Origin of the sequence: Spongiimicrobium sp. 3-5 (assembly GCF_046557915.1) — a bacterium.
Lineage (GTDB): Bacteria > Bacteroidota > Bacteroidia > Flavobacteriales > Flavobacteriaceae > JBHEBG01.
The window spans coordinates 953731-975697 of record NZ_JBHEBG010000001.1 but is presented as its reverse complement, the minus strand read 5'-3'; the positions used below and the strand labels follow the sequence as shown (position 1 = coordinate 975697).

25 protein-coding genes and 2 tRNA genes are annotated in these 21967 nt (G+C 40.2%); 15 read left to right on the top strand and 12 right to left on the bottom strand.

What is annotated here, in order from left to right:
- Positions 1–29 precede the first annotated feature (29 nt).
- From ACEQ81_RS04370 to ACEQ81_RS04360, 3 genes are read left to right on the top strand one after another with little or no spacing between them, the layout of a single operon-like run.
- Positions 30–3176, top strand: a complete 3147-nt coding sequence (locus tag ACEQ81_RS04370; protein WP_411029626.1) for a VPS10 domain-containing protein — start codon at positions 30–32, stop codon at positions 3174–3176.
- A gap of 21 nt (positions 3177–3197) precedes the next feature.
- Complete coding sequence (locus tag ACEQ81_RS04365; RefSeq protein WP_411029625.1) at positions 3198–3686, top strand: DUF6265 family protein; 489 nt, start codon at positions 3198–3200, stop codon at positions 3684–3686.
- Between the two features lie 7 nt (positions 3687–3693).
- Positions 3694–4044 (top strand): hypothetical protein, encoded by a 351-nt coding sequence (locus ACEQ81_RS04360; protein WP_411029624.1) that lies wholly within the window; start codon positions 3694–3696, stop codon positions 4042–4044.
- A 6-nt stretch (positions 4045–4050) separates the two neighbouring features.
- Here the strand turns inward: ACEQ81_RS04360 and ACEQ81_RS04355 are convergent, their stop codons facing one another.
- The gene (locus tag ACEQ81_RS04355; protein WP_411029623.1) at positions 4051–4515 is read right to left on the bottom strand and encodes a CBS domain-containing protein; all 465 of its coding nucleotides are present in this window, start codon (positions 4513–4515) and stop codon (positions 4051–4053) included.
- Between the two features lie 119 nt (positions 4516–4634).
- Here ACEQ81_RS04355 and ACEQ81_RS04350 point away from each other — a divergent pair, with 119 nt between their 5' ends.
- The 3 genes from ACEQ81_RS04350 (at position 4635) to ACEQ81_RS04340 (ending at position 8540) form a co-directional block, all read left to right on the top strand.
- Positions 4635–6923, top strand: coding sequence for a M28 family peptidase (locus ACEQ81_RS04350; protein WP_411029622.1), 2289 nt, complete (start codon positions 4635–4637; stop codon positions 6921–6923).
- Entirely contained in the window at positions 6916–7725 is an 810-nt protein-coding gene (locus ACEQ81_RS04345; protein ID WP_411029621.1) for an SDR family oxidoreductase, read from the top strand. The genes ACEQ81_RS04350 and ACEQ81_RS04345 overlap by 8 nt, the downstream gene beginning before the upstream one ends.
- A gap of 119 nt (positions 7726–7844) precedes the next feature.
- Positions 7845–8540: a hypothetical protein gene (locus ACEQ81_RS04340; RefSeq protein WP_411029620.1), complete on the top strand. Its 696-nt coding sequence runs from the start codon at positions 7845–7847 to the stop codon at positions 8538–8540.
- Between the two features lie 61 nt (positions 8541–8601).
- Here ACEQ81_RS04340 and ACEQ81_RS04335 read toward each other — a convergent pair whose 3' ends face one another.
- Positions 8602–9102, bottom strand: coding sequence for a nuclear transport factor 2 family protein (locus tag ACEQ81_RS04335; protein ID WP_411029619.1), 501 nt, complete (start codon positions 9100–9102; stop codon positions 8602–8604).
- Positions 9095–9589 (bottom strand): hypothetical protein, encoded by a 495-nt coding sequence (locus tag ACEQ81_RS04330; protein WP_411029618.1) that lies wholly within the window; start codon positions 9587–9589, stop codon positions 9095–9097. Before ACEQ81_RS04330 ends, ACEQ81_RS04335 begins: the two co-directional genes overlap by 8 nt.
- Before the next feature lie 62 nt (positions 9590–9651).
- Here ACEQ81_RS04330 and ACEQ81_RS04325 point away from each other — a divergent pair, with 62 nt between their 5' ends.
- A complete protein-coding gene (locus ACEQ81_RS04325) occupies positions 9652–10593 on the top strand; it encodes an NAD-dependent epimerase/dehydratase family protein (protein ID WP_411029617.1) in 942 nt (313 codons plus the stop codon).
- A 62-nt stretch (positions 10594–10655) separates the two neighbouring features.
- Here the strand turns inward: ACEQ81_RS04325 and moaC are convergent, their stop codons facing one another.
- The 7 genes from moaC to rseP form a co-directional block, all read right to left on the bottom strand.
- Positions 10656–11081, bottom strand: a complete 426-nt coding sequence (moaC, locus tag ACEQ81_RS04320; RefSeq protein ID WP_411029616.1) for a cyclic pyranopterin monophosphate synthase MoaC — start codon at positions 11079–11081, stop codon at positions 10656–10658.
- A 2-nt stretch (positions 11082–11083) separates the two neighbouring features.
- Positions 11084–11527 carry a molybdenum cofactor biosynthesis protein MoaE gene (locus tag ACEQ81_RS04315; RefSeq protein ID WP_411029615.1) on the bottom strand — a complete coding sequence of 148 codons (444 nt, stop codon included), beginning with the start codon at positions 11525–11527 and terminating at the stop codon, positions 11084–11086.
- A gap of 259 nt (positions 11528–11786) precedes the next feature.
- Positions 11787–11858, bottom strand: a tRNA-Arg gene (locus ACEQ81_RS04310).
- 46 nt (positions 11859–11904) lie between these two features.
- Positions 11905–11978, bottom strand: a tRNA-Asn gene (locus tag ACEQ81_RS04305).
- Between the two features lie 3 nt (positions 11979–11981).
- Positions 11982–12269, bottom strand: coding sequence for a GIY-YIG nuclease family protein (locus ACEQ81_RS04300; protein WP_411029614.1), 288 nt, complete (start codon positions 12267–12269; stop codon positions 11982–11984).
- A gap of 70 nt (positions 12270–12339) precedes the next feature.
- Entirely contained in the window at positions 12340–12627 is a 288-nt protein-coding gene (locus ACEQ81_RS04295) for a GIY-YIG nuclease family protein (protein WP_411029614.1), read from the bottom strand.
- A 149-nt stretch (positions 12628–12776) separates the two neighbouring features.
- Positions 12777–14129: an RIP metalloprotease RseP gene (gene rseP / locus ACEQ81_RS04290; RefSeq protein WP_411029613.1), complete on the bottom strand. Its 1353-nt coding sequence runs from the start codon at positions 14127–14129 to the stop codon at positions 12777–12779.
- A 158-nt stretch (positions 14130–14287) separates the two neighbouring features.
- On the opposite strand from rseP, the gene ACEQ81_RS04285 reads away from it, so the two are divergent.
- The 8 genes from ACEQ81_RS04285 to ACEQ81_RS04250 all read left to right on the top strand — a co-directional run bounded on the left by ACEQ81_RS04285 (position 14288) and on the right by ACEQ81_RS04250 (position 20662).
- Positions 14288–14962 (top strand): SCO family protein, encoded by a 675-nt coding sequence (locus tag ACEQ81_RS04285; RefSeq protein WP_411029612.1) that lies wholly within the window; start codon positions 14288–14290, stop codon positions 14960–14962.
- A gap of 91 nt (positions 14963–15053) precedes the next feature.
- Positions 15054–15299: a ferrous iron transport protein A gene (locus ACEQ81_RS04280; RefSeq protein ID WP_411029611.1), complete on the top strand. Its 246-nt coding sequence runs from the start codon at positions 15054–15056 to the stop codon at positions 15297–15299.
- Positions 15296–17530: a ferrous iron transport protein B gene (gene feoB, locus ACEQ81_RS04275; protein WP_411029610.1), complete on the top strand. Its 2235-nt coding sequence runs from the start codon at positions 15296–15298 to the stop codon at positions 17528–17530. The genes ACEQ81_RS04280 and feoB overlap by 4 nt, the downstream gene beginning before the upstream one ends.
- 1 nt (position 17531) lies before the next feature.
- Positions 17532–17681: a hypothetical protein gene (locus tag ACEQ81_RS04270; RefSeq protein ID WP_411029609.1), complete on the top strand. Its 150-nt coding sequence runs from the start codon at positions 17532–17534 to the stop codon at positions 17679–17681.
- A gap of 153 nt (positions 17682–17834) precedes the next feature.
- Positions 17835–18359 (top strand): RNA polymerase sigma factor, encoded by a 525-nt coding sequence (locus tag ACEQ81_RS04265; RefSeq protein ID WP_411029608.1) that lies wholly within the window; start codon positions 17835–17837, stop codon positions 18357–18359.
- Positions 18360–18361: 2 nt separating this feature from the next.
- Positions 18362–19159, top strand: a complete 798-nt coding sequence (locus ACEQ81_RS04260; RefSeq protein WP_411029607.1) for a HEAT repeat domain-containing protein — start codon at positions 18362–18364, stop codon at positions 19157–19159.
- Between the two features lie 19 nt (positions 19160–19178).
- Positions 19179–19931, top strand: coding sequence for a DUF4097 family beta strand repeat-containing protein (locus ACEQ81_RS04255; RefSeq protein ID WP_411029606.1), 753 nt, complete (start codon positions 19179–19181; stop codon positions 19929–19931).
- A gap of 17 nt (positions 19932–19948) precedes the next feature.
- Complete coding sequence (locus ACEQ81_RS04250) at positions 19949–20662, top strand: hypothetical protein (RefSeq protein WP_411029605.1); 714 nt, start codon at positions 19949–19951, stop codon at positions 20660–20662.
- A 45-nt stretch (positions 20663–20707) separates the two neighbouring features.
- Here ACEQ81_RS04250 and ACEQ81_RS04245 read toward each other — a convergent pair whose 3' ends face one another.
- Both ACEQ81_RS04245 and ACEQ81_RS04240 read right to left on the bottom strand, forming a co-directional pair.
- Positions 20708–21094: a DUF423 domain-containing protein gene (locus tag ACEQ81_RS04245; protein ID WP_411029604.1), complete on the bottom strand. Its 387-nt coding sequence runs from the start codon at positions 21092–21094 to the stop codon at positions 20708–20710.
- Positions 21095–21194: 100 nt separating this feature from the next.
- Positions 21195–21944, bottom strand: a complete 750-nt coding sequence (locus ACEQ81_RS04240; RefSeq protein WP_411029603.1) for an SDR family oxidoreductase — start codon at positions 21942–21944, stop codon at positions 21195–21197.
- Positions 21945–21967 lie beyond the last annotated feature (23 nt).

Below are 21967 nucleotides of genomic sequence, written 5' to 3'. Positions count from 1 at the left end.
CATCCTCAATAATTTAAAAACCGACCACTGTGAAGATTATCAAACTACTCCTAGTTGCCCTATTGATATTACCTACCACCTTACTAAGTCAAAAAAGAAAGAACAAGAATGCTCCTGCCCCAATTGTCTTGGAAGATTCTATCTTCCATGGATTAAAATGGCGAAATATAGGCCCGTTCCGTGGCGGTCGTAGTGTAGCTTCCAGTGGAGTTGTTGGGCAACCCATGACCTATTATATGGGCAGTACCGGAGGCGGGGTCTGGAAAACGGTAGACGACGGCATTACCTGGAAGAACGTTTCCGACGGTTTCCTTAAAACCGGTACGGTTGGGGCTATTGCGGTGTCGGAGAGCAATCCTAACATAGTGGTTGTAGGTATGGGAGAACATGCCGCTAGGGGAGTAATGACCTCCATGGGCGATGGTGTCTACAAATCTACAGACGCCGGAAAGACATGGAAACATATTGGATTGGACAAAACACGCCATATCTCTGACGTTGTCATCCATCCAAAAAATCCGAATATCCTTTTTATCGCTGCACAAGGGGCACAATACGGCGCTACCTCGGAAAGAGGCATTTATCGCTCTACAAATGGTGGGGAAAGCTGGGAAAAGGTACTGTTCGTAAACAACGATACAGGTGCATCTTCCTTATCCATGGATATGAAAAACCCTTTAATATTATATGCGGCCCTATGGCAACATCGGCGATATCCTTGGACCATGGAATCGGGCGGGGAAGGGTCTGGCCTATACAAATCCACTGACGGGGGTACCACATGGAAAAAACTTAAGGAAGGCCTACCAAAGCAATTTGGGAAGGCCGGTATTTCGGTTTCGAGGGCAAATCCAGAACTGGTGTTCGCCGTAGTGGAAGCAAAAGATAAAGAGGGCGGGGTATACCGTTCGGACGATGCCGGAAAAAAATGGAAACAGGTAAATTCTAACCGCGTAAACATAGCGCGCTCTTGGTATTATATGGAGATTTTTGCCGATCCCCAGGACGAGAACCTCGTCTATGTGCTTAATGCCCCAGTAATGAAATCCATAGATGGTGGCAAAACTTTTACACCCTTGCCTACGCCCCATGGAGATAACCACCATCTCTGGATAAATCCTACTGACAATACCAAAATGATCAATTCCAATGATGGTGGGGCCAACGTTTCCAACAATAAGGGTAAAAGTTGGAGCACCCAACGGAACCAGCCCACATCTCAGTTCTATAGGGTAATAACGGACAATCTGGTTCCTTACAATGTGTACGGTGGTCAGCAAGATAACTCTGCCATTGCAATTGCCAGTAGAACCAATGGCGAAGGTGTTGGATGGAAGGATTGGTATTCCGTAGCGGGTTGCGAAAGTGCCTATTTGGCCTTTGATCCGGATAATCCCGAAGTTGTCTTCGGTGGTTGCTACCAAGGCATAATAGAAAAATGGGTGCGTGCCTCCCGTGAGGGTAAGGAGATCAAAGAATATCCGGAATTGGCCTTGGGCAATGCCCCGGACGGTTTTAAATTTCGATACAACTGGAACGCTCCCATCATTAGTTCTCCTCACGATCGAAACACCATTTACCATGCAGGCAATGTAGTATTTAAGACTACCGATAGCGGAAATAGCTGGTCTATAATAAGCAAAGACCTTACCCGAAATAACAAAGAGCAACAAGGGCCGGGCGGAGGGCCCTATACCAATGAGGCTGCAGGTGGCGAAAATTACAACACCATTATGTATTTAACCGAATCTCCCCACGAAAAAGGCGTGCTGTGGGCCGGTAGTGACGATGGGTTGATACATATTACAAAAGACGACGGCCAAAACTGGAAAAATGTTACCCCACCCAATCTCGAAGAAGGCATTGTTAACAGCATTGAAGTTTCTCCGCACGATCCGGCTACAGCATTTGTGGCGGTAATGCGCTACAAGTCCATGGATCTTAAACCCTATATTTTTAGGACTACGGATTACGGAGAAACATGGACAAAAACCGTAAACGGAATAACGGACCAACATACATTTGTAAGGGTAGTACGTGAAGATCCCAAAACTAAAGGGTTGCTCTATGCGGGTACTGAAACGGGACTTTATATTTCCTTGGACGCAGGCAATAATTGGCAGCCGTTTCAGCTAAACCTTCCGGTGGTTCCGATCAATGACCTTATTATTCAAAGTAATGACTTGGTGGCTGCTACCGCTGGCCGCTCGTTTTGGATTTTGGATGATTTGGCGGCCATACAGCACAGTACTTCCCAAAAGGGATCCGTAACATTGTTTAAACCAAAGGACACCTATCGATTATTTGGTGAGAGTGCTGACAAGCCCGTTCCCGGCCTTGGACAAAACCCCAAACAGGGCGTAACTTTCGACTATTATTTGGGCAAAACTGCGGATAGTTTGGATTTAAAACTAGAGGTTCTGCAAAATGGAAAGGTTATCCGTACCATTACAAACAAAAAAGAAAAGGATTTTAAGTCTTGGCCCGGCGGCCCTTCAAAACCCCAAGCACTTCCCTCCAAGAAGGGTTATAATAGGTTTACATGGGATTTTAGACGAGAAACCCTTCCTTCAGTGAACAAAGTATTTGTTTTTGGAGGTTACAATGGTTCTCGGGTAGCTCCGGGGAATTACACCCTAAGATTAACCTTGGAGGATGAAATTTCGGAGACCGAGGTAAAGATCTTGCCAAACCCCAAAGTACAGGCTTCCACGGCCGATTATCAACAGCAACAGGCCGTTTTAATGCAAATTGAAGCTACAGTTCTAAATATACATGAATCCGTAAATCAAATGCGATCGGCCAAAAAACAACTGAAAGCCTATGCCGAGCTCTTAAAGGACAATGACACTGCCAAAGAACTATTGGACAAGGGAAAACAACTTACAGAACGTATAAACGTCTGGGAAGAAAATCTAATACAGTCCAAACAAAAGACTTTTCAGGATGTTATTAATTACAACAATCAACTGAACGCAGAGTTGATGTATCTAAAAGGATTTATAGACACCGCGGAGCCCAAAGTTACCCAAGGCGCCAAAGAACGTCTTAATGACCTAATGGCAGATTGGAAGACCTTTGAGAACGAAAGGGACGCCATTGTAAAAACAGAAATGTCCGCATTTAACACCCTATATAAAACATTGCAATTGCCGGCCATTATTTTAACGGATTGATTAACATTAAAAACGGGTACGATGAAATATCTGTTAGGGCTTGTTTTCTTTGTGTCGATGAGCGGTTTGGCACAAAATACCATATCACTTCCCGAAGAGGGCACCTCCCCCGTTGCCGATCTCTCGCAAGTATCATGGATAGCAGGCCATTGGAAAGGAGAAGCCTTTGGCGGTATTACAGAAGAAATTTGGAGCCCTCCTTTGGGAGGTTCCATGATGTTTGTATTTAAATTGGTGGTAAAAGACAAGGTGCAGTTCTATGAGGTAGGAGGCATTAGACAGGTAGATGAAACTCTTTTGTTACAATTGAAGCATTTCAACAGCGATTTTAAAGGGTGGGAAGAAAAAAATGAGACCGTAGATTTTAAACTGGCCAAAATAACCTCGGATAAAATCTTTTTCAATGATTTTACCTTTGAAAGAATTAGTGATAATGAAATGAATGTTTATGTTGTAATTTCGCAGGGTGATGGTGTTAAAGAAGAGGTGAAATTCAATTACAAAAAATAGTGCCTACATGCAAAAAACATGTTTGGAATGCGGTGAGAAAATAACGGGAAGGGTAGATAAGAAATTCTGCTCGGATTATTGTCGTAACGCCTACAATAACAAAATAAACAAGGATAGCAAAAACCTTATCCGAAACATCAATAACCGTTTACGCAAAAACTACAGGATACTGGACAGTTTTCCATTAAAGGAAAATAAGACCAAGACTACAAAAAATCGATTGTTGGATAAAGGGTTCGATTTTGATTATTTCACCAACATATACACCACAAAAAAAGGTACGGTGTACTATTTTTTGTATGATCTGGGGTATCTTCCCCTAGATAACGATTTCTATATGATTGTAAAGCGAGAGTAGCGGCGGCTATTTCCAGTTTTGACCGCTTAGCTTAAGTGCGGCCACAACCACATCCTTACGGCTTATCTGCCCCACCAAAATACCTTTTTTCATAACGGGCAATCTTCTTCTGTTATGCTTATCAAAGATACCGGCAGCATCGAAAATACTGATGTCGTGCGGAATGGTCTCCACATTTTTTGTCATGTAGCTTTCTACACTTTTATCCAAAATGGGCATGTTGAAATAACGACTCTCTGAAATCTGTTTCATGCAATCGGCCTCGGAAATAATGCCTACCAAAAAACCGTTGTCGTCCATTACAGGACCTCCGGAAATATGATGCTTGGCAAACGCCTCCATAACCTCCAAAATTGATTGTTCCGGACTAAAGGTAACCAGCTTGGTGGTCATATAATCCTCTACCAGTATTGGGGCGTCAAACTCCTTTTTCGTCGCCTTCCGTATCCCTTGAAAACTCTTGATCCCCATGACATTTACATTTTAGGTTGATTAATAAAGATAGTGAATTTTAATGAATTTCGTAAAAAATTAGCATAAAATATGGCAACCCTTAGGAATTTCATATTTTTAAGGTATAACTTGCTTTTATGAAACAATTTGCTTCCCTCACTACCCTATTACTAATTTTACTTGCTATTTATTGGAGTTTTGAGGCATCTCTTCCTACCTACCAAAAGGATATAGAGCTCCCCGATACTTCCTTTTCTACTGATCGGGCCATGGCTCATGTACAGCACATTGCCATAGCACCCCATGGTGTTGGATCTACCGCACACACCACGGTTAGGGAGTACATTGTTGGCCAACTTAACGAAATGGGGCTGGAAACTTCTTTACAAGAAGGCCTAACCCTTGGTTTGGAGGACGAGGAATTGTGCCAAGCTACCAACATTTTGGCAAAATTGAAAGGTTCCGAGACGGGAAAAGCTCTTCTATTGCTTTCGCACTACGATAGTGATCCCCATACCTCATTTGGAGCCAGTGATGCCGGAAGTGGTGTTGCAACCATACTAGAGGGTGTAAGGGCATTTTTGTCCGAAACCCAAGAATTTAAGAATGATATTATCATCCTATTTACGGATGGCGAAGAATTGGACCTCAACGGTGCCCATCTATTCGTTAATGAACATCCTTGGGCCAAAGATGTTGGATTGGTCCTTAATTTCGAATCTAGGGGTAGCGGTGGGGCCAGTTATATGTTCATGGAAACCAATGGCGGCAACGGCAAGCTTATTGAAGAATTTGCAGCGGCAAACCTGCAATATCCGGCGGCCAACTCTCTTGCCTATAGTGTTTACAAAATGTTGCCAAATGATACCGACCTTACCATATTTAGGGAAGATGGTGATATAGAAGGTTTTAATTTTGCTTTTATAGACGATCATTTTGACTACCATACTGAGCTCGACATAGCAGAACGATTAGACCAAAACACCTTGGCACATCAGGGCAGTTACCTGATGCCCTTATTGAAACATTTTAGCAATACATCGCTAAACGACCTTAAAAGATCGGACGACTATATCTATTTCAATATCCCTTTCTTTAGGTTGGTAACCTACCCTTTTACCTGGATATGGCCCATGCTGGGTTTGGCCATAGTTTTGTTCCTGGTATTATTGATTGCCGGTTTTCGAAAAAAAGCATTGCACTTACCGCAAATACTAAAAGGCTTTGTTCCCTTGCTCCTGGCTTTAATTATAAATGTTGTGGTGGGCCTTTATAGTTGGTCCATTCTAAAATGGCTCTACCCACACTACAAGGATATTCTTCATGGTTTTACCTATAATGGGTATACCTATATAGCCGCCTTTGTTTTGTTTTCAGCAGGAACATGCTTCTGGATCTATCATAAATTCAGAAAAGTGGATACGCCCAATTTATTGGTAGCACCTATCTTTTTATGGCTAATAATCTGTGGGGCGATCGCTGTTTATTTACCCGGAGCCAGCTTCTTTATTGTTCCGGTATTTCCCCTCTTGGCATCTTTCCTTGTTGTTATAAACCAAAAGGATCCTAGCCCCTATTTACTCACTTTTTTGGCTTTACCGGCCTTGCTGATCTTTTCTCCTTACATAAAATTGTTCCCGGTAGCCCTGGGCCTAAAAATGATGGTGGCGGCAACTGCGCTTACCACCCTTACTTTTATGTTGCTTCTGCCCGTCTTTGGCTACTACAAAATAAAAAATAAGCTTGCATCTATCTGCGCACTCCTCTTCATTGGGTTCATGATCTCCGCGCATTGGAATTCAAATTTCTCTATAGCGTCCCCAAAACCCACCAGCTTATTATATGTTCTCGATGCCGATTCTGGAAAGGCTAAATGGGCCACCTATGAAAAAGTACTTTCGGAATGGACGGCACAATACCTTGGCTCCGAGAAAGAGACCCCAACAACCCTGGCCAATAATACCATCCCCAGCAAATACAATTCCGGATTTACCTACGTATCCGAAGCACCGGTAAAAGACATTCCTTTATCATTGATCGAAAAAACCAAGGATACCATAGCTGCGGGCACAAGATTTGTAGAACTATGTATAAGACCGCAACGGCTGGTAAACCGGTTGGATATATTCAAAGGAAAGACCAGTATCTCTAGTGCCACAATAAACAATATCCCCATACCAAAAGAGCGTCTTCAAAACAGAAGGGCTTCACAATTGATTACCCATCATTTAAGTAATAATGCCTACACTGAATTGCAACTTGCTTTCCCGAAAGATTCGGTTATGGAACTTATTGTGTTTGAGTCTTCCTTTGATCTTTTGGAAAATTCTTTATTTACAATACCCGAAAGACCGCAAGACAACATTGCCATGCCTTTTGTAATAAACGACGCCATTTTGGTGACCAAAAAAATACGGTTTGAATAGGGTTGTAGGCATTTTGGGATGTGGATGGCTGGGCTTCCCCTTGGCAAGTGCTCTGGTAAAGAAGGGCTATACGGTTCATGGCAGTACCACCTCTATGGCAAAAATACCAGCTTTAGAAAAGGCAGGTATCGTTCCTTTTTTGCTTGTCTTGGAAGAAGGCAAAATAACAGCATCGATCAGTGATTTTTTAGAAGGAGTAACCATTCTGATCATCAACATACCGCCAAAACTAAGAGGTAGCAATAAGGAAAACTACGTAAAAAAAATACGGCGGTTACATGAGGCCATAGCTGCCAGTACAGTAAAAAAAATAGTCTTTGTAAGCAGTACGTCTGTATATGGGGAAATTAATGGAGAGGTAAACGAAGATACCATACCAGAACCCCAGTCGGAATCTGGAAGGCAGTTGTTGTTGTCGGAAAACATTTTTAAGGAAGATGAGACGCTGATGACCACTGTGGTTCGTTTTGGTGGACTCATTGGCCCAAACAGGCATCCCATAGTTCATTTATCCAACAAGACCAAGCTTACCAATGGCAATGCCGCTATAAATTTAATACACTTGAATGATTGTATGGAAATCATTGGTAGCATTATAGAACATGACTGGTGGAACGAAATTTTTAATGGAGTTTACCCCTATCATCCCACAAAAAAAGAGTTCTATACGTTAGAGGCCAAAAAAAGGAATTTACCTCCTCCTCCCTATGGTGCAAGCGGGCCTAAAACAGGAAAAATTGTAGTATCAAACAAATTGAACAACGCTAAGGACTTTCAATTTACCACCCCGGTAACGGATTGATAGGTACTGCCATATAGCACCTTGCATCTTCTTTTTTACTTACTCATAACGGTTTAAGCGTTTCATTAACATATAAACTAAAAATATTTTAATAGTTTTGCGCACCAAAATTAACTAAAATGAAAAAATACCTTTTTGTTGTACTATTGGCCGTAGGTACTGTGGCGAGTGCACAAACAACGAGCGATTTGCAAAAGCACTACGAGGCTTTTTACAAAGAAATGAGATTGCAGGGAGATGTTAACGGAGTAATCAATGCGTTGACACACCTAAATGTACTGGCACCCTCCAAAGAAAGGAGAGATACTTTGGCCTTTGTATATGTAAACAGCAACCAGCATCTACAAGCGCTCAATACGATTGGTATAGAGAAAAACGAAACAGATTCTGATTTAGCGGTCCGGGTTAAAGCCATTTCCTTAAAAGCTTTGAATCAACCTAAACGAGCGTTAGAGCAGTTCGAGATCCTAAATACCCGTACACCTTCGGCATATTTAGCCTATGAATTGGCAGATCTAAAGATACAGACCGGGGATAACACGGGTGCTGCCATAAACATAGAATATGGCATAACCAATGCTAAAGAAGATATGAAGTATGCCTTCTACGAAAGACAACAGCCTTATGAGGTACCACTAAAAGCGGCCTTTTTACACTTAAAAGGATTAGTGGAATACAATAACAACAAGGACAATATTGATGCTGCAATTGCCTCCATTGATGAAGCCTTAAAACTCGATCCCAATTTTAATTTGGCCAGCTTAAGCAAGCAGGCATTAGAATCTAGAAAAACTCAACCGGAAGCTAAAGAATAGTATAGCGGTTAGATAAAAAACGGGGCAATTGCCCCGTTTTTTATTTCACGTAATCACTTTGCTACTGTACCTTTAATTTCTGAATCAGCAGACTGTCTTTTTCTTTCTTTAATTCGATCAATTGCGTAACATTTTCGTTGGGTACTGCTATCGAAAGTACGTAATGCGCTATTTTCCATGTACCATCCTCTTTCTTAAGAACCCCCGAGCCTCTACACAACTTCATTTGGGTATCCAGGAGTTCATCAAACCAAGCAAAGTCCATAGTGTCATTTATATAAACATTCCGCTCCACGGCAGTAAAACTCCATGCCTTGCCTTTATCAAAATACGGTTTTGAAAATTCCTTAAAGGCTTGGTTCTGCCAATTTTCGGAAGCGTCAGTGCCAATAAACACCCCATTATTGGTCATTTTATCAAAATAGGCCTCAAAATCTGCATCCGAAGCAGCTTTGTGCCAAGCATCCAAAACAGTGTTTATCTCTTTTTCAGAAGCTCCTTGCTGTGCCCAAAGCTGATGGGAAAAGCAAGCTAAAACTAGTAACAATAAAATTCTATTCATCCAATATAAGTGTTGTGTCCAACGTATTGTTAACAATAACATTGAACTGGGTTTTTAACGCATTATAGGCTGTCACCATTTCCTTGGCGGGCGTCATGGTCTCCTTGCGGTCTTCCAAACTGGCTTTCACTTTTAACACGTAGGTCTTAAATACTTTTTGCCTACTTTTTATTTGGGGTTTGTTAAACGTTTCGGGATATTCGGAAGCCTCCAATAGTTTTTGCTTTTCGATAAGGTCCTCGATCATCAATTTAAGATCTTCCTTGTTTTTGGCATTGTAAAGTAGATCAAAACTTGTCTCCAAGGCATTGTACTCTGGCCAAGCCTGCAAAATCTCGTTCGATTTTGCATTTGCATTTATTTTTTTTGGCAACTGTGCAATGTCAAAATCAGTACCGGAAGTAACATCCTCCCCTGCATTTTCTTTTCCTTGGTTACAGGATATAATCAACACCAATGCACCGAGAAGCGGGTATAATTTTCTCATGGGACGAATGTACAAATTTTAATAAAAGCTATCTTTACCAGAAACTAAATTAACCCCCTTTGATGCAAAAATCAATATTGATATTGGGTGCCTCCGGGCAGATAGGTACAGAGCTCACCTTTGCCCTTCGCGAGAAGTACGGAAACGATCGGGTAATTGCCAGTGATATACGGGAAGGAGGCGATGAACTTATGGCATCCGGACCTTTTGAGCTATTGGATGCCACAAATTACGATGCCATGGAAGATGTGGTAGTACATTATGAAATTGAGGAGATCTATCTAATGGCGGCAATGTTGAGCGCTACGGCGGAAAAGTTCCCAATGCGGGCCTGGAGCTTAAATATGAACTCGCTTTTTAATGTTTTGAACCTTGCTAAAGAACAAAAGATCAATAAATTGTTTTGGCCATCCAGTATTGCGGTTTTTGGCCCCAATACCCAAAAAGAAAACACGCCCCAAAGTGCCATTATGGAACCCAGTACGGTTTATGGTATCAGCAAACAATCGGGAGAACGCTGGTGTTCTTATTACTATAATAAATATGGAGTAGATGTACGCAGCGTTCGATACCCTGGGCTGATTAGTTGGAAAACACTCCCTGGAGGTGGCACTACTGATTATGCCGTTGAAATATTTCATAAAGCCGTCGCAGGGGTGGGTTATAGTTGTTTTTTGAATCCGGACACAAAATTACCGATGATGTTCATGGACGATGCCATTAGGGCCACCATCGATCTCATGGAAAGTAACGCAGTAAATATCAACATTAGGTCCTCTTACAATTTGGCGGCCATGAGTTTTACCCCCGCAGAAATTGCAAAAAGTATACAAAAGCAGATTCCAGGGTTTAGGATAACTTATAATCCCGATTTTAGACAGGCCATTGCCGATTCTTGGCCCAATAGTATAGACGATTCTTGCGCTACTAAAGATTGGGGATGGCAGCCAGGGTTTAATCTAGAAAAAACCACGGAAGAAATGCTGAAGAATCTAAGAAAGTAACCATTTGGATACTTCTCCAATAAGAGTTTCAATACTTTTTATAGGTGAGTCTTAGAAAAAAATCAATTTTTGATATCCGATTTACCTCCTGTTTTTTCAAGCAGTTTAATTTGGTGTATTTCAATGCCCTTGTCTATAGGTTTCAGCATATCGTACATGTTTAGGGCAACTATGCTTGCTCCGTGCATGGCTTCTACCTCAACACCCGTTTTGTATATAGTTTTTACCGTAATCACAACTTTGATAAGAAGCTCGTTGATCTCAAAATCGATATGGGTAAACTCAATGGGAAGTGGATGACAATCTGGGAGAAGATCTGCCGTCTTTTTAACCCCCAACAGGCCGGCGGCCTTGCTCATAGCGAATACATCTCCCTTGGGAACCGTACCTTGTAGTATGGCATCTATGGTCGCTTGTTTACTAACACCTACTATGGCCTGGGCAACTGCCGTTCTAAGGGTGGGGTCTTTGTGGGTTATGTCTACCATAATTAGTTGTTAACCTTCCATTGATAACTTTGGTCTTCAAAAAGTTCTTTTCCAAAAACGGGGACCTGTACTTTTATTTCTTCTACAATAAAATGCAGAGCCTCAAAAACTTCTTTACGATGCGGAGAAGACACAAAAACAAACAAACAGACCTCACCAACCTTCACAATGCCCTTACTGTGATAAATATGCATACAGGTGAGGTTAAATTTTTCGAAGGCATTTTCGCGTATCTCGTGAAATTTTTGGTTGGCCATTTCTTCATAGGCCGAATACTCAATGGCTTGTACGATCTTGCCATCGATATTATCGGCCCGTACCTGACCCAAAAAAATATTGTGTGCCCCTATTTGTGTTTTAGATTGATGTTTGGCAATGGAGTTTGCAATAAACTCGGGGCTTATCGCTCCTGCTACAAACACATTTTTTAACGGCTTTTCTGACATTACAAATTCTTTTCCACTAAGGTAAACAAGATTTGTTTAAATGAAAATGCGAATGAAAATTAAGTAGCCCCTGGCAAGAATCGCACTTATCTCCGTGAGCCCATTATTAAAAGGGATTTCAACTTTTGTCCTTAATGGTATTAACGATTTATGAACTCAAATATATCGTGTTAAATGAAATCGAAAAAAGTTAAAAATTCTTATGTAATTGAAAACCAACAGGTTTTGGGTTTTATCGTTATTCTTTAACCCTAAAAAGTAGCCCCGCCAGGACTCGAACCTGGATCTAAAGTTTAGGAAACTTCTATTCTATCCCTTGAACTACGGGGCTAAGAATAAACCAAAAAAAGTCAGTTTTAAAACTGACTTTTTACTTGCTCCTCCTCTTGGGCTCGAACCAAGGACCCTCTGATTAACAGTCAGATGCTCTAACCAACTGAGCTAAGGAGGAAAATTAATTATATCTATTTTTTAATTTTTCCACAATTTCAGGATATCGATTTAAGTCCTGAATATATTTTGAACTCTTCATTTTTTTGATGTGGGCCTCTATTTTCCTGGCTTGCGACCTGCTTGAGCAAGCTATCTTTAAAAACAACTCCCAATCATTGGTCTGGGTGGTCCAAGAACCCTTATAAAACCCTGTGTTATGATCCGCTATCCTTTTTTCAATATCCAAAGTTTCTCCCACATAGAAACGGTCTAAACCAACCGAATAAATAACGTAAACACAATTTATCAAAATCTAAAAAGAACTTTTTTCCCGATGCTCTAACCTCCCGATAGCTATCGGGATGAGCTAAGGAGGAAAATTAATTATATCTATTTTTTAATTTTTCCACAATTTCAGGATATCGATTTAAGTCCTGAATATATTTTGAACTCTTCATTTTTTTGATGTGGGCCTCTATTTTCCTGGCTTGCGACCTGCTTGAGCAAGCTATCTTTAAAAACAACTCCCAATCATTGGTCTGGGTGGTCCAAGAACCCTTATAAAACCCTGTGTTATGATCCGCTATCCTTTTTTCAATATCCAAAGTTTCTCCCACATAGAAACGGTCTAAACCAACCGAATAAATAACGTAAACACAATTTATCAAAATCTAAAAAGAACTTCTTTCCCGATGCTCTAACCTCCCGATAGCTATCGGGATGAGCTAAGGAGGAAAATTAAATTGCCTTTATATCGATTAGGCGGGTGCAAATATAAATGTTTTTTCAGTTACCCCAAACAAAAAAAAGCAGTTTTCTACTTGCTTATCCATTTGTAAATATCGTTACCATTTGCGAACAACAATAAGGCGATCAAAAGGAAAAAACCTACCATTTGTGCATACTCTAAAAATTTATCGCTTGGTTTTCTACCCGAAACCATCTCGTACAACAAGAAAATAACATGTCCCCCATCCAAAGCAGGTATTGGCAATATGTTCATAAACGCCAAAATTATGGAAATCAGTGCTGTAGTACTCCAAAAAGCTGCCCAGTTCCAAGTATCCGGGAACATACTTCCGATGGCCGCAAAACCACCGACACCTTTATAAGCCCCGGTCTGTGGGTTGAAGATTTTTTTTAGTTGCTTTACATAACTTGTTAAGGTAGTAACTCCCTTATCTATTCCTGCAGGGATAGATTCTAAAAACGTATACTTTTCTGTTTTGAGACTTAGATACCCTTCAGATTCCAAGTCTTCGAAAGTCATAGCTCCCAGAGTAACGCCAACGGTAGCAGAATCGCTTATACTTACCGGAATCTTATGGATTTCATTTTCCCTATCAACGGTAAGTGTTGTGGTGGCTCCTTTATAATTTTCCAACAAAGGTTTGGCCTGATCAAAATAGGTAATGGGACTATCGCCAATGGCAACAATACGATCATTTTCCTGCAGGCCCGAGTCCTTGTTTGCAGACTCTTTGGCAATTTTACCGACGACGAACGGAATTCTAGGTCCTAGAAAACGCACTCGATCCTCATCTTCTAAAAGGGTGGCAATAAAATCTATCGGGATCTCTTTCTCAATAGTATTACCCTCTCGTTCTATAGTTATTGTATTTCCATTTATGATGCCCCCGAACAAACTATTGAATTTCTCTACTTGCTCACCATCAATGGAAACAATATGGTCCCCCGTTTGTATCCCTAATTTATCTCCGATATTTTTTTCCGTTACCCATACCCCATCCTTAAGACTGGATAATGGTATATACTGGTCTCCATAAGAATAGGCCATCCCTATATAAATAATAACTGCCAAAACAAAATTAACGGTAACCCCACCCAACATAATAATAAGGCGTTGCCATGCCGGCTTACTCCTAAACTCCCATGGTTTGGGCTCTTCTGCCATTTGCTCCGTGTCCATGCTCTCATCGATCATCCCGGCAATCTTAACATAACCGCCCAAAGGCAGCCATCCAATACCATAAACGGTCTCACCAATTTTTTTCTTGAAGAGCGAATACTTTATGTCAAAAAAAAGATAAAACTTTTCTACCCGTGTCTTAAATAACTTTGCAGGTATAAAATGACCCAACTCATGAAGTACTATCAGTAGGGAAAGACTTAAAAAGAATTGTATGGTCTGTACTATTATTGGGCTCATCTAACTTTTCTAAAATTAAAACGCACAAAAGTACACTTTTACAGGGTCTTATAAAAGGGAACACTGTATCTCCCAAACATTTTATGAAAGATTTGGCAGCAAAGCGGCACTAAATTCTTGAATGATCTTTACTGCAGTTGTACCTTTGCAGAAAACTTATGCTTTCTTTTTTTACCAAATACAAATTCTTCGGTGTAGTCCTTTTAGGGTTATCGGTCGTTATTATTTATCTTTTTTATAACGCCTTGCAGCCTAAGAAAAAATTACCCATTTATCAGCCTGCCGATTTTAATCAGGAACTGGTGGATAGCTCCTTACATTCCAAAAAAAAATATCATACCATAGCCAATTTTTCGCTCCTCAATCAAAACGGTGAGACCATTACCCAAGACCACTATAAGGACAAAATCTATATCGCCGATTTTTTCTTTACCACTTGCCCAACCATTTGCCCCATAATGACCAAAAACATGGCAGAGATCCAAGAAAAGATTAAAAATGATGCTGATGTGTTGCTACTATCCCATTCCGTTACCCCGGTAATCGATTCTGTACCCCAATTAAAAAAATACGCCTTGGAAAAAGGAGTGTTAGACTATAAATGGAACCTGGTTACAGGAGATAAAAAACACATCTATGAATTGGCCCGTAAATCTTATTTAGCGGTAAAGCACGATGGTGATGGGGGACCTTTTGATATGATCCATACCGAAAACTTTATGCTCATTGATAAGGAAGGAAGGATAAGGGGCACGTATGACGGCACAAATTCTGAGGAAATCCTTACATTGCTGCAAGATCTAGAGGTGCTTAAAGCTTCTTATTTAGAGTAATCCGCCACGTTCATATTTACCATAGTTTTACCATTTTAATTGATATTTTTCCTTTACTTTTGTCCTTACTTAAAATCAATCTAAATAAAAATTGAGCAGCACTGTCGCAGATTTGCAAATAGGTGAGAAGGGTATTATAAAGGAAATGGCCGATGACATACTCCCCATTAAGCTATTAGAGTTGGGGTGCTTACCCGGAAATACTGTAGAATTGGTGCAGGTAGCTCCTTTAAAAGATCCTATCTATATCAATGTAAATGGCTCCCATATTGCCATAAGAAGATCCATGGCCCTTCAAATAGAGTTGGAAATTGTTGAATCTCCCAAGTCCTTATGAGCAAGCAGATAAATGTAGCGCTAATAGGCAATCCGAATACCGGAAAAACCTCGGTTTTTAACCAGCTTACGGGTTTAAAACAAAAAGTGGGCAACTATCCTGGTATTACCGTTGAAAAAAAGGAGGGCATCTGTAAACTCCCCCGTGGCTTAAAGGCTCACATTTTAGATCTTCCCGGCACGTATAGCCTAAATACCACTTCTTTGGATGAGAGCGTAGTGGCGGAACTCTTACTCAACAAAAACGACAAGGATTTCCCGGACGTTGCCATGGTTGTTACCGATGTAGAAAACCTTAAGCGAAACCTATTGCTCTTTACCCAGATCAAAGACCTAAAGATTCCTACCATCTTAATCATTAATATGGCCGATAGGATGTCTAGAAAGGGTATTTCTTTGGACATAGCATTATTGGAGAAGAAATTGAATACCAAAATTGCTTTGGTAAGTACCCGAAAAGGTGATGGTATTGAAAAAATTAGGGAATTGATAGCCGATTATAAGAATTTGCCGGCAACTTCAAATATCGATACCACACGTATTGCTCCGGAATATTTTAAAGGGTTGCAAGCGGCCTTCCCGAAAGAAGATATTTACAAACTTTGGCTTGTTATTACCCAAGATGTCAATTTTACCCCGATCGAAAAAAAACTGGTAAAGAACGCCTCTTCTTTTGATACTAAATCAAAACCAGAGCTTAAACGATTGCAACAAAAAGAGACCATACTTCGCTATAAGTTTATAAACGACACCTTAAAGGAGACTTATAAGGTAGATATGACTGCCGCAAAGGGATTTAGGGCAGGTTTGGATAAGGTACTTACCCATAAGATTTTTGGTTACCTCATTTTTTTCATGATATTGCTTACCATTTTTCAGGCAATCTATGATTGGAGCAGTTATCCAATGGATTTTATAGACGAGTCCTTTGCCACCGCCAGTGAGTGGGTTAAGAACACTTTGCCCCCAGGGGTTTTTACCAATTTAATTGCTGAAGGTATTTTGGCCGGTATCGGTGGTATTGTGATATTTATTCCGCAGATCGCTTTTCTATTTTTATTTATCGCTTTACTGGAAGAAAGCGGGTATATGAGCCGCGTGGTTTTCTTAATGGATAGGTTGATGCGGCCCTTCGGACTTAGCGGTAAAAGTGTGGTCCCCTTAATTTCGGGTACCGCCTGTGCCATCCCCGCCGTAATGGCGACCCGTAACATCGAAAATTGGAAAGAGCGACTCATTACCATTTTAGTAACCCCGTTTACCACCTGTTCTGCCAGATTGCCAGTTTACCTCATAATAATAGCCTTGGTAATTCCGGACGGCAGATTCTTGGGACTTAGCTATCAGGCACTGACCCTAATGCTATTGTACCTTATTGGTTTTGGAGCGGCAATACTATCTGCCATGCTATTGAATAAAATACTAAAAATTAGGAGCAGGTCTTTTTTCGTTGTGGAAATGCCAAACTACAAATTGCCCTTATTTAAAAATGTGGCTTATACGGTTCTAGAAAAAACCAAAAGTTTTGTTTATGGCGCAGGCAAAATTATTTTGGCCATATCCATTATTTTATGGTTTTTGGGCTCCAATGGTTATTCCGACCAATTTAAAAATGCAGAGCAAATAGTAAACGAACGCATAGCAAATAACGGGTTCTCTACCTATAGTCAGAACTACATAAAGAACAAATTGGATGCCTATAAGCAGCATACAGAGGTTAGTGCTTTAGATAAGTCCAATGCGGCATTAAATATCTTGCAAGATTCTATCTCCATAAAAAGGGCCCTTTTGGAAGCTAGTGCCCAAAAACAGGAGATTGCCAGCTATAAATTGGAACATTCCTTTATTGGCTACGCCGGTAAAGCCATTGAACCCATTGTACAACCGTTGGGGTACGATTGGAAGATAGGTATTGCCGTCATCACTTCCTTTGCGGCACGTGAAGTCTTTGTGGGTACACTGGCCACTATTTACAGCGTTGGGAGCGACGAGGAAGAGACCATTAAAAATAGAATGGCAGCCGAAGTAAATGCGGTAAACAAAAAACCGTTGTTTAACTTGGCATCAGGGATTTCATTACTGCTCTTTTATGCCTTTGCCATGCAGTGCATGAGTACCTTGGCCATTGTAAAAAGAGAGACCAACAGTTGGAGATGGCCAACCCTACAACTGGTTTTTATGAGCGGATTTGCGTATATTGTAGCATTGGTAGCCTACCAAATCATTAAATAGCATGAGTTACGTACAACCCATATTAACTTATATTGTTTTGGCAGTAGCCATTGGTTTTATTGCGAAAAAGTTTTTCCTGCCTAAATCGCTGTTTGCCTCTAAAAAGAAAAGTGCCAAAGCCTGTGGCCAGGACGATTGCGGGTGTCACTAAGACTTGTCCTTCCAAATTCCATATTTTATTACTCTCTTTAATCCTTCATTTTACCCTCCTATGGATATTCTTGATATAAATTTATAGGGTAGATGTAACCTTTTGCAAATTTTTGGTTATATACTTATGAAGATCGACTAAAAATATCCTCTTTTGAAAGAACCAACGGACGAAAAATTGATGGCAGAAGTTGCTGGTGGAAACTTGGATGCACTCCGTGTTCTTTTTGAAAGACATCACGTTCATGTATTTAACTTTCTAAATAAAATGTGCGGCGATAAAATGTTGAGCGAGGATATTACACAAGAAGTGTTTTATAAATTGATGAAGTACCGCACATCTTATGACAATGGCAAGTTTATTTCCTGGCTATTTACTATCGCCAGAAACAGTTTAAGAACACATTTTAGAAGAGCTAAGGACGCCTATGTTGATTTGGATGTGGCAGCTTATAAATTGATGGAAAAAAAAGAGGAAAAAGAGGAGGACTATTCATATCTACAGAAGGCGCTAAATAGTCTGGAAGCTTCTGATCGGGAACTGTTGATCCTGAACAAGTTCCAAGAAATAAAGTATGAGGAACTGGCCCTAATAGTAGGTAGTACCCCCGGTGCTGTAAAGACAAAGGTATGCAGGGCCCTAAAAAAATTGAAGGTAATCTATTTTGAAAATATTTAGTGATGAAGAACAACCATATCGCAGATTTAATCCCCGAATATTTGGACAACGCCCTTAGCAATTTCCAAAAAAAGGAGGTGGAGGCACATATAAAGGAATGTGAGGCTTGTAAAAAAGAATTGGAGGAGCTAAAAATACTCTACAGAGCTTTTAAAAAAGAAAAGGAAGTTACCCCATCCGCAAGGGTGAGAGACAACTTTTATGCACTTTTGGAGGACGAAAAACGAAATGAACACAAATTGGTTGCCCTTAATCCTAAAGCGGAGCCGAGCAAAAATCCATGGGTAATAAACACCTTAAAAACCGCTGCCAGTATTGCCTTATTGGTAGGGGCATTCCTGTTTGGCAAGTACCAACAGGAAACAGCATCCAATAAGGAGATTACACTATTAATGGATGAACGCCTAGAAATAAAGCAGATGACAATGCTGTCGCTGATGGAAAACAAATCGGCCAGTAAACGTATTCAAGGTGTTAACTATATAGAAGAATTTTCAGATCCGGACGAAGATATCGTAAAAGCCCTTGCAGATAGAATGCGTTATGATGAAAACAGCAATGTTCGGTTAACCGCAGTAGACGCTTTGAGGAAATTTACAGCTTCGGAAACCGTAAAAAGTGCCTTTATAGCCGCTTTAAAGACTGAAAAAGATCCAAGTATCCAAATTACCATTATTCAAGCCTTAGTGAAGATCCAAGAGAGAAAAGCAATACTCCCCATGAAAGAATTATTAGAGCGGGAAGATACACAACCCTTTGTCAAAGAACAGATCAAATCACTTTTACCAAGTATCATATAAACATCAAAAAACGAAAATCATGAAACAGTTAACAATTATTTTTTTAATGTGCATTGCTACCAGCACCCTTTTAGCCCAAACGGATTACACCAAATCTTTGGACGGTATCGAATGGGTGAAAATTGAATCAAAGGCAGATATTACGGTGAAGACACACAGTAAGAACCAACTATTGATCAAGGTAAATTCTTCTATGAAAACCCCCGAAAAAGCAAAAGGTTTAAAATTGGTGGCAAATGGAGGTACGGACAATACCGATGTAGGTTTCTATGTCATCAAAGAAGGAAACAATTTAATCGTTAAAAGTCTCCGAAAATCAGAAGATGCGGAAATACTCCTTCCGGCCACACAAAACATTTCTGTTAAGAGCACCTGGCACGGAGATATTGAAATTGAAGGTTTTACAGGTGAAATAGAGGCAGACGCGCAATTAAACGGAGGTATTGATATTCGTGAAGTATCCGGACCGGTAACGGCTAACGCCCTTAATGGCGAGGTGGATGTATTATTTAAAACCGTGAAGCAAAACTCTCCCATTTCAATTTATACCACTAACGGTGAAGTGGATGTCACCATGCCCCCAAATACGCCGGCAGATTTAACACTTAGTTCGGTCAATGGAGAAATATATACCAATTTTGACCTGAAAAGACCCGACAAGAACGGTCTAAAATCAATATCTGGTCGAAACATAAAAGGGACTATCAACAATGGTGGTGTTAATATAAAATTGAGGTCTACCAACGGGAATATTTATCTTAGAAAGCAATAATCAAAAAAACGATCGTCATGAAAAATTTAATAATCATCCTATTGTTGGCATTGGTATCGACACCTATTAATGCCCAAAAAATCATCGAAAAAAACATTGATTACAAAAATCAAACTATCCATCTAGATGTAAAATTTGCAGAGAACATTGAAGTAAAAACTTGGGATAAATCCGCGGTATACTTTAAGGCAGATCTAAACACCCATGAAGGCAAATATCTAGATTTTTATGAGCTGCACGTAGAAGAGGGAAATTCGAGAATTGATATTGTTTCCAAGGCGGAACCTCTTTTTGAAAAATTTCAGGAAGAACGGTATAAAAAAAATCCGGACAACAAAAGAAAGTACTACAATTGTGGGTACGAGTATGAATTTAACTATACGTTGTACGTTCCAAAAAATGCCACATTCGCGGTAAGCAGTATCAATGGAAATTTGGAGTCGGAACTAGTGGAAGGCGATTTTACCGCCGATCTCATTAACGGGAATATCGAAATAAAAAAGTATGTGGGAAATTTAGATTTGAGTACCATAAATGGTGAAATTGACCTAAAAATGATAAACACGGATCTTGTTGCCGAGACCATTCACGGTAATATCTATGCGGATGAAAAACTAAGTTTTAAAACTACGGATAGGCATGTAGGCCAAAAAGTGGAAGGTCATTTTAATAATGCCGCTAGCAGGCTACGTTTAAATACCATCAACGGAAATATGTATTTACGACTTTAACTTTACATTCAGTTTAGGTGAAGGATCTTAAAACTATTTGGTAAATTATACAAACCCTTTTACAAAGAAATAAAGCAACAGTCCCCAACCTAAAACCAACAGTAGTCCCCCAACGGGTGTTATAGGCCCTAGAAATCTCAATTTCATGCCCTTTGCCGCACTTAGGCATAGGGCATAGATGCTAAATGAAAACAAGAAAGTACCAATAATAAAAAGGTAGGCCATTGAGGTCTCAATGGTTGTGGTAAACCCTAGGTTAAACCCCAAAACAAGTAGTAATATGGCGTGGTACATTTGGTATTTAACACCGGTCTCAAAACTTTTGAGTTGCTCGTCCGTAAACCGTTTTTTTAACGCATGGGCCCCGAAAGCCCCAAAAATTACGGCTAACAGACCATAAACCGCACCCATTACCTGTACTAAAAGAATCATTGTTTTGTTTTTCCAAAGATAACCATTGCGATATATCCAAAGAAAACAAAAAATACCCATTGATAAGAACCAATGGGTATCTCTACTAAGGAAAAAGAAATTAAATTTGGCTTAGGCCTCCATCAACTTCCAACTCAATGCCGTTTACAAAGCTAGCTTCTTCCGAAGCCAGGAACATTACGGAATTTGCAATTTCCCTAGGCTCGCCAAAACGTTTTAAAGGAACCGCCTCTGCGTAGCCCTTGCCTACCTCATCCAATACTTCTTCCGAGAAACCTATTTTACCAAAAAGTGGTGTGGTAATAGGTCCGGGTGATACAGAATTTACTCGTATGCCTCTAGGTGCCAACTCCGTGGTAAGTACTCTGGCATAGGAACGCAATGCCCCTTTTGATGCACTGTAGACCGCTGAACCTTCAAAACCTTTTTGATTTACTATCGATGTATTGAATATTATGGATCCACCATCATTTAGATGCGGAAGGGCATTTTTAACCAGAAAAGCCGGGCCTTTAACATTGATGTTGAATTGGGTATCAAAATGATCCTCATCGATTTGATCACTAGATACAAAATAGGCCACCCCTGCATTTGCAAAAAGCACATCGATCTTTCCATAGGTACTTACGGCTTCATCGATCAATTTTTTATTGTCTTCCAATTTGGATTGATCTGCCAGAACGGCTTTGAAATCTCCTTCCAAAGTGAGCGAAACCTCATCCAAAGCTTCTTGCCTCCTCCCCGAAAACACTACTTTGGCACCTTCTCTCAAAAATCCTTGTACCGATGCTAATCCAATTCCGGAATTTCCACCGGAAATTACTACTACCTTATCTTTAAATTTACTCATTACTGAATTATTATATTAATTAT

Excerpts from the sequence above, each read along its gene's own strand:
- feoB (WP_411029610.1), top strand. The coding sequence starts at position 15,296 with ATGAGCAAGCAGATAAATGTAGCGCTAATAGGCAATCCGAATACCGGA.
- ACEQ81_RS04270 (WP_411029609.1), top strand. The coding sequence starts at position 17,532 with ATGAGTTACGTACAACCCATATTAACTTATATTGTTTTGGCAGTAGCC.
- ACEQ81_RS04340 (WP_411029620.1), top strand. The coding sequence starts at position 7,845 with ATGAAAAAATACCTTTTTGTTGTACTATTGGCCGTAGGTACTGTGGCG.
- ACEQ81_RS04365 (WP_411029625.1), top strand. The coding sequence starts at position 3,198 with ATGAAATATCTGTTAGGGCTTGTTTTCTTTGTGTCGATGAGCGGTTTG.
- ACEQ81_RS04355 (WP_411029623.1), bottom strand. The coding sequence starts at position 4,515 with ATGGGGATCAAGAGTTTTCAAGGGATACGGAAGGCGACGAAAAAGGAG.
- ACEQ81_RS04335 (WP_411029619.1), bottom strand. The coding sequence starts at position 9,102 with ATGAATAGAATTTTATTGTTACTAGTTTTAGCTTGCTTTTCCCATCAG.
- ACEQ81_RS04330 (WP_411029618.1), bottom strand. The coding sequence starts at position 9,589 with ATGAGAAAATTATACCCGCTTCTCGGTGCATTGGTGTTGATTATATCC.
- ACEQ81_RS04285 (WP_411029612.1), top strand. The coding sequence starts at position 14,288 with ATGCTTTCTTTTTTTACCAAATACAAATTCTTCGGTGTAGTCCTTTTA.
- ACEQ81_RS04325 (WP_411029617.1), top strand. The coding sequence starts at position 9,652 with ATGCAAAAATCAATATTGATATTGGGTGCCTCCGGGCAGATAGGTACA.
- ACEQ81_RS04360 (WP_411029624.1), top strand. The coding sequence starts at position 3,694 with ATGCAAAAAACATGTTTGGAATGCGGTGAGAAAATAACGGGAAGGGTA.
- ACEQ81_RS04240 (WP_411029603.1), bottom strand. The coding sequence starts at position 21,944 with ATGAGTAAATTTAAAGATAAGGTAGTAGTAATTTCCGGTGGAAATTCC.
- moaC (WP_411029616.1), bottom strand. The coding sequence starts at position 11,081 with ATGGTAGACATAACCCACAAAGACCCCACCCTTAGAACGGCAGTTGCC.
- ACEQ81_RS04245 (WP_411029604.1), bottom strand. The coding sequence starts at position 21,094 with ATGATTCTTTTAGTACAGGTAATGGGTGCGGTTTATGGTCTGTTAGCC.
- rseP (WP_411029613.1), bottom strand. The coding sequence starts at position 14,129 with ATGAGCCCAATAATAGTACAGACCATACAATTCTTTTTAAGTCTTTCC.
- ACEQ81_RS04350 (WP_411029622.1), top strand. The coding sequence starts at position 4,635 with ATGAAACAATTTGCTTCCCTCACTACCCTATTACTAATTTTACTTGCT.
- ACEQ81_RS04255 (WP_411029606.1), top strand. The coding sequence starts at position 19,179 with ATGAAACAGTTAACAATTATTTTTTTAATGTGCATTGCTACCAGCACC.
- ACEQ81_RS04250 (WP_411029605.1), top strand. The coding sequence starts at position 19,949 with ATGAAAAATTTAATAATCATCCTATTGTTGGCATTGGTATCGACACCT.
- ACEQ81_RS04260 (WP_411029607.1), top strand. The coding sequence starts at position 18,362 with ATGAAGAACAACCATATCGCAGATTTAATCCCCGAATATTTGGACAAC.
- ACEQ81_RS04315 (WP_411029615.1), bottom strand. The coding sequence starts at position 11,527 with ATGTCAGAAAAGCCGTTAAAAAATGTGTTTGTAGCAGGAGCGATAAGC.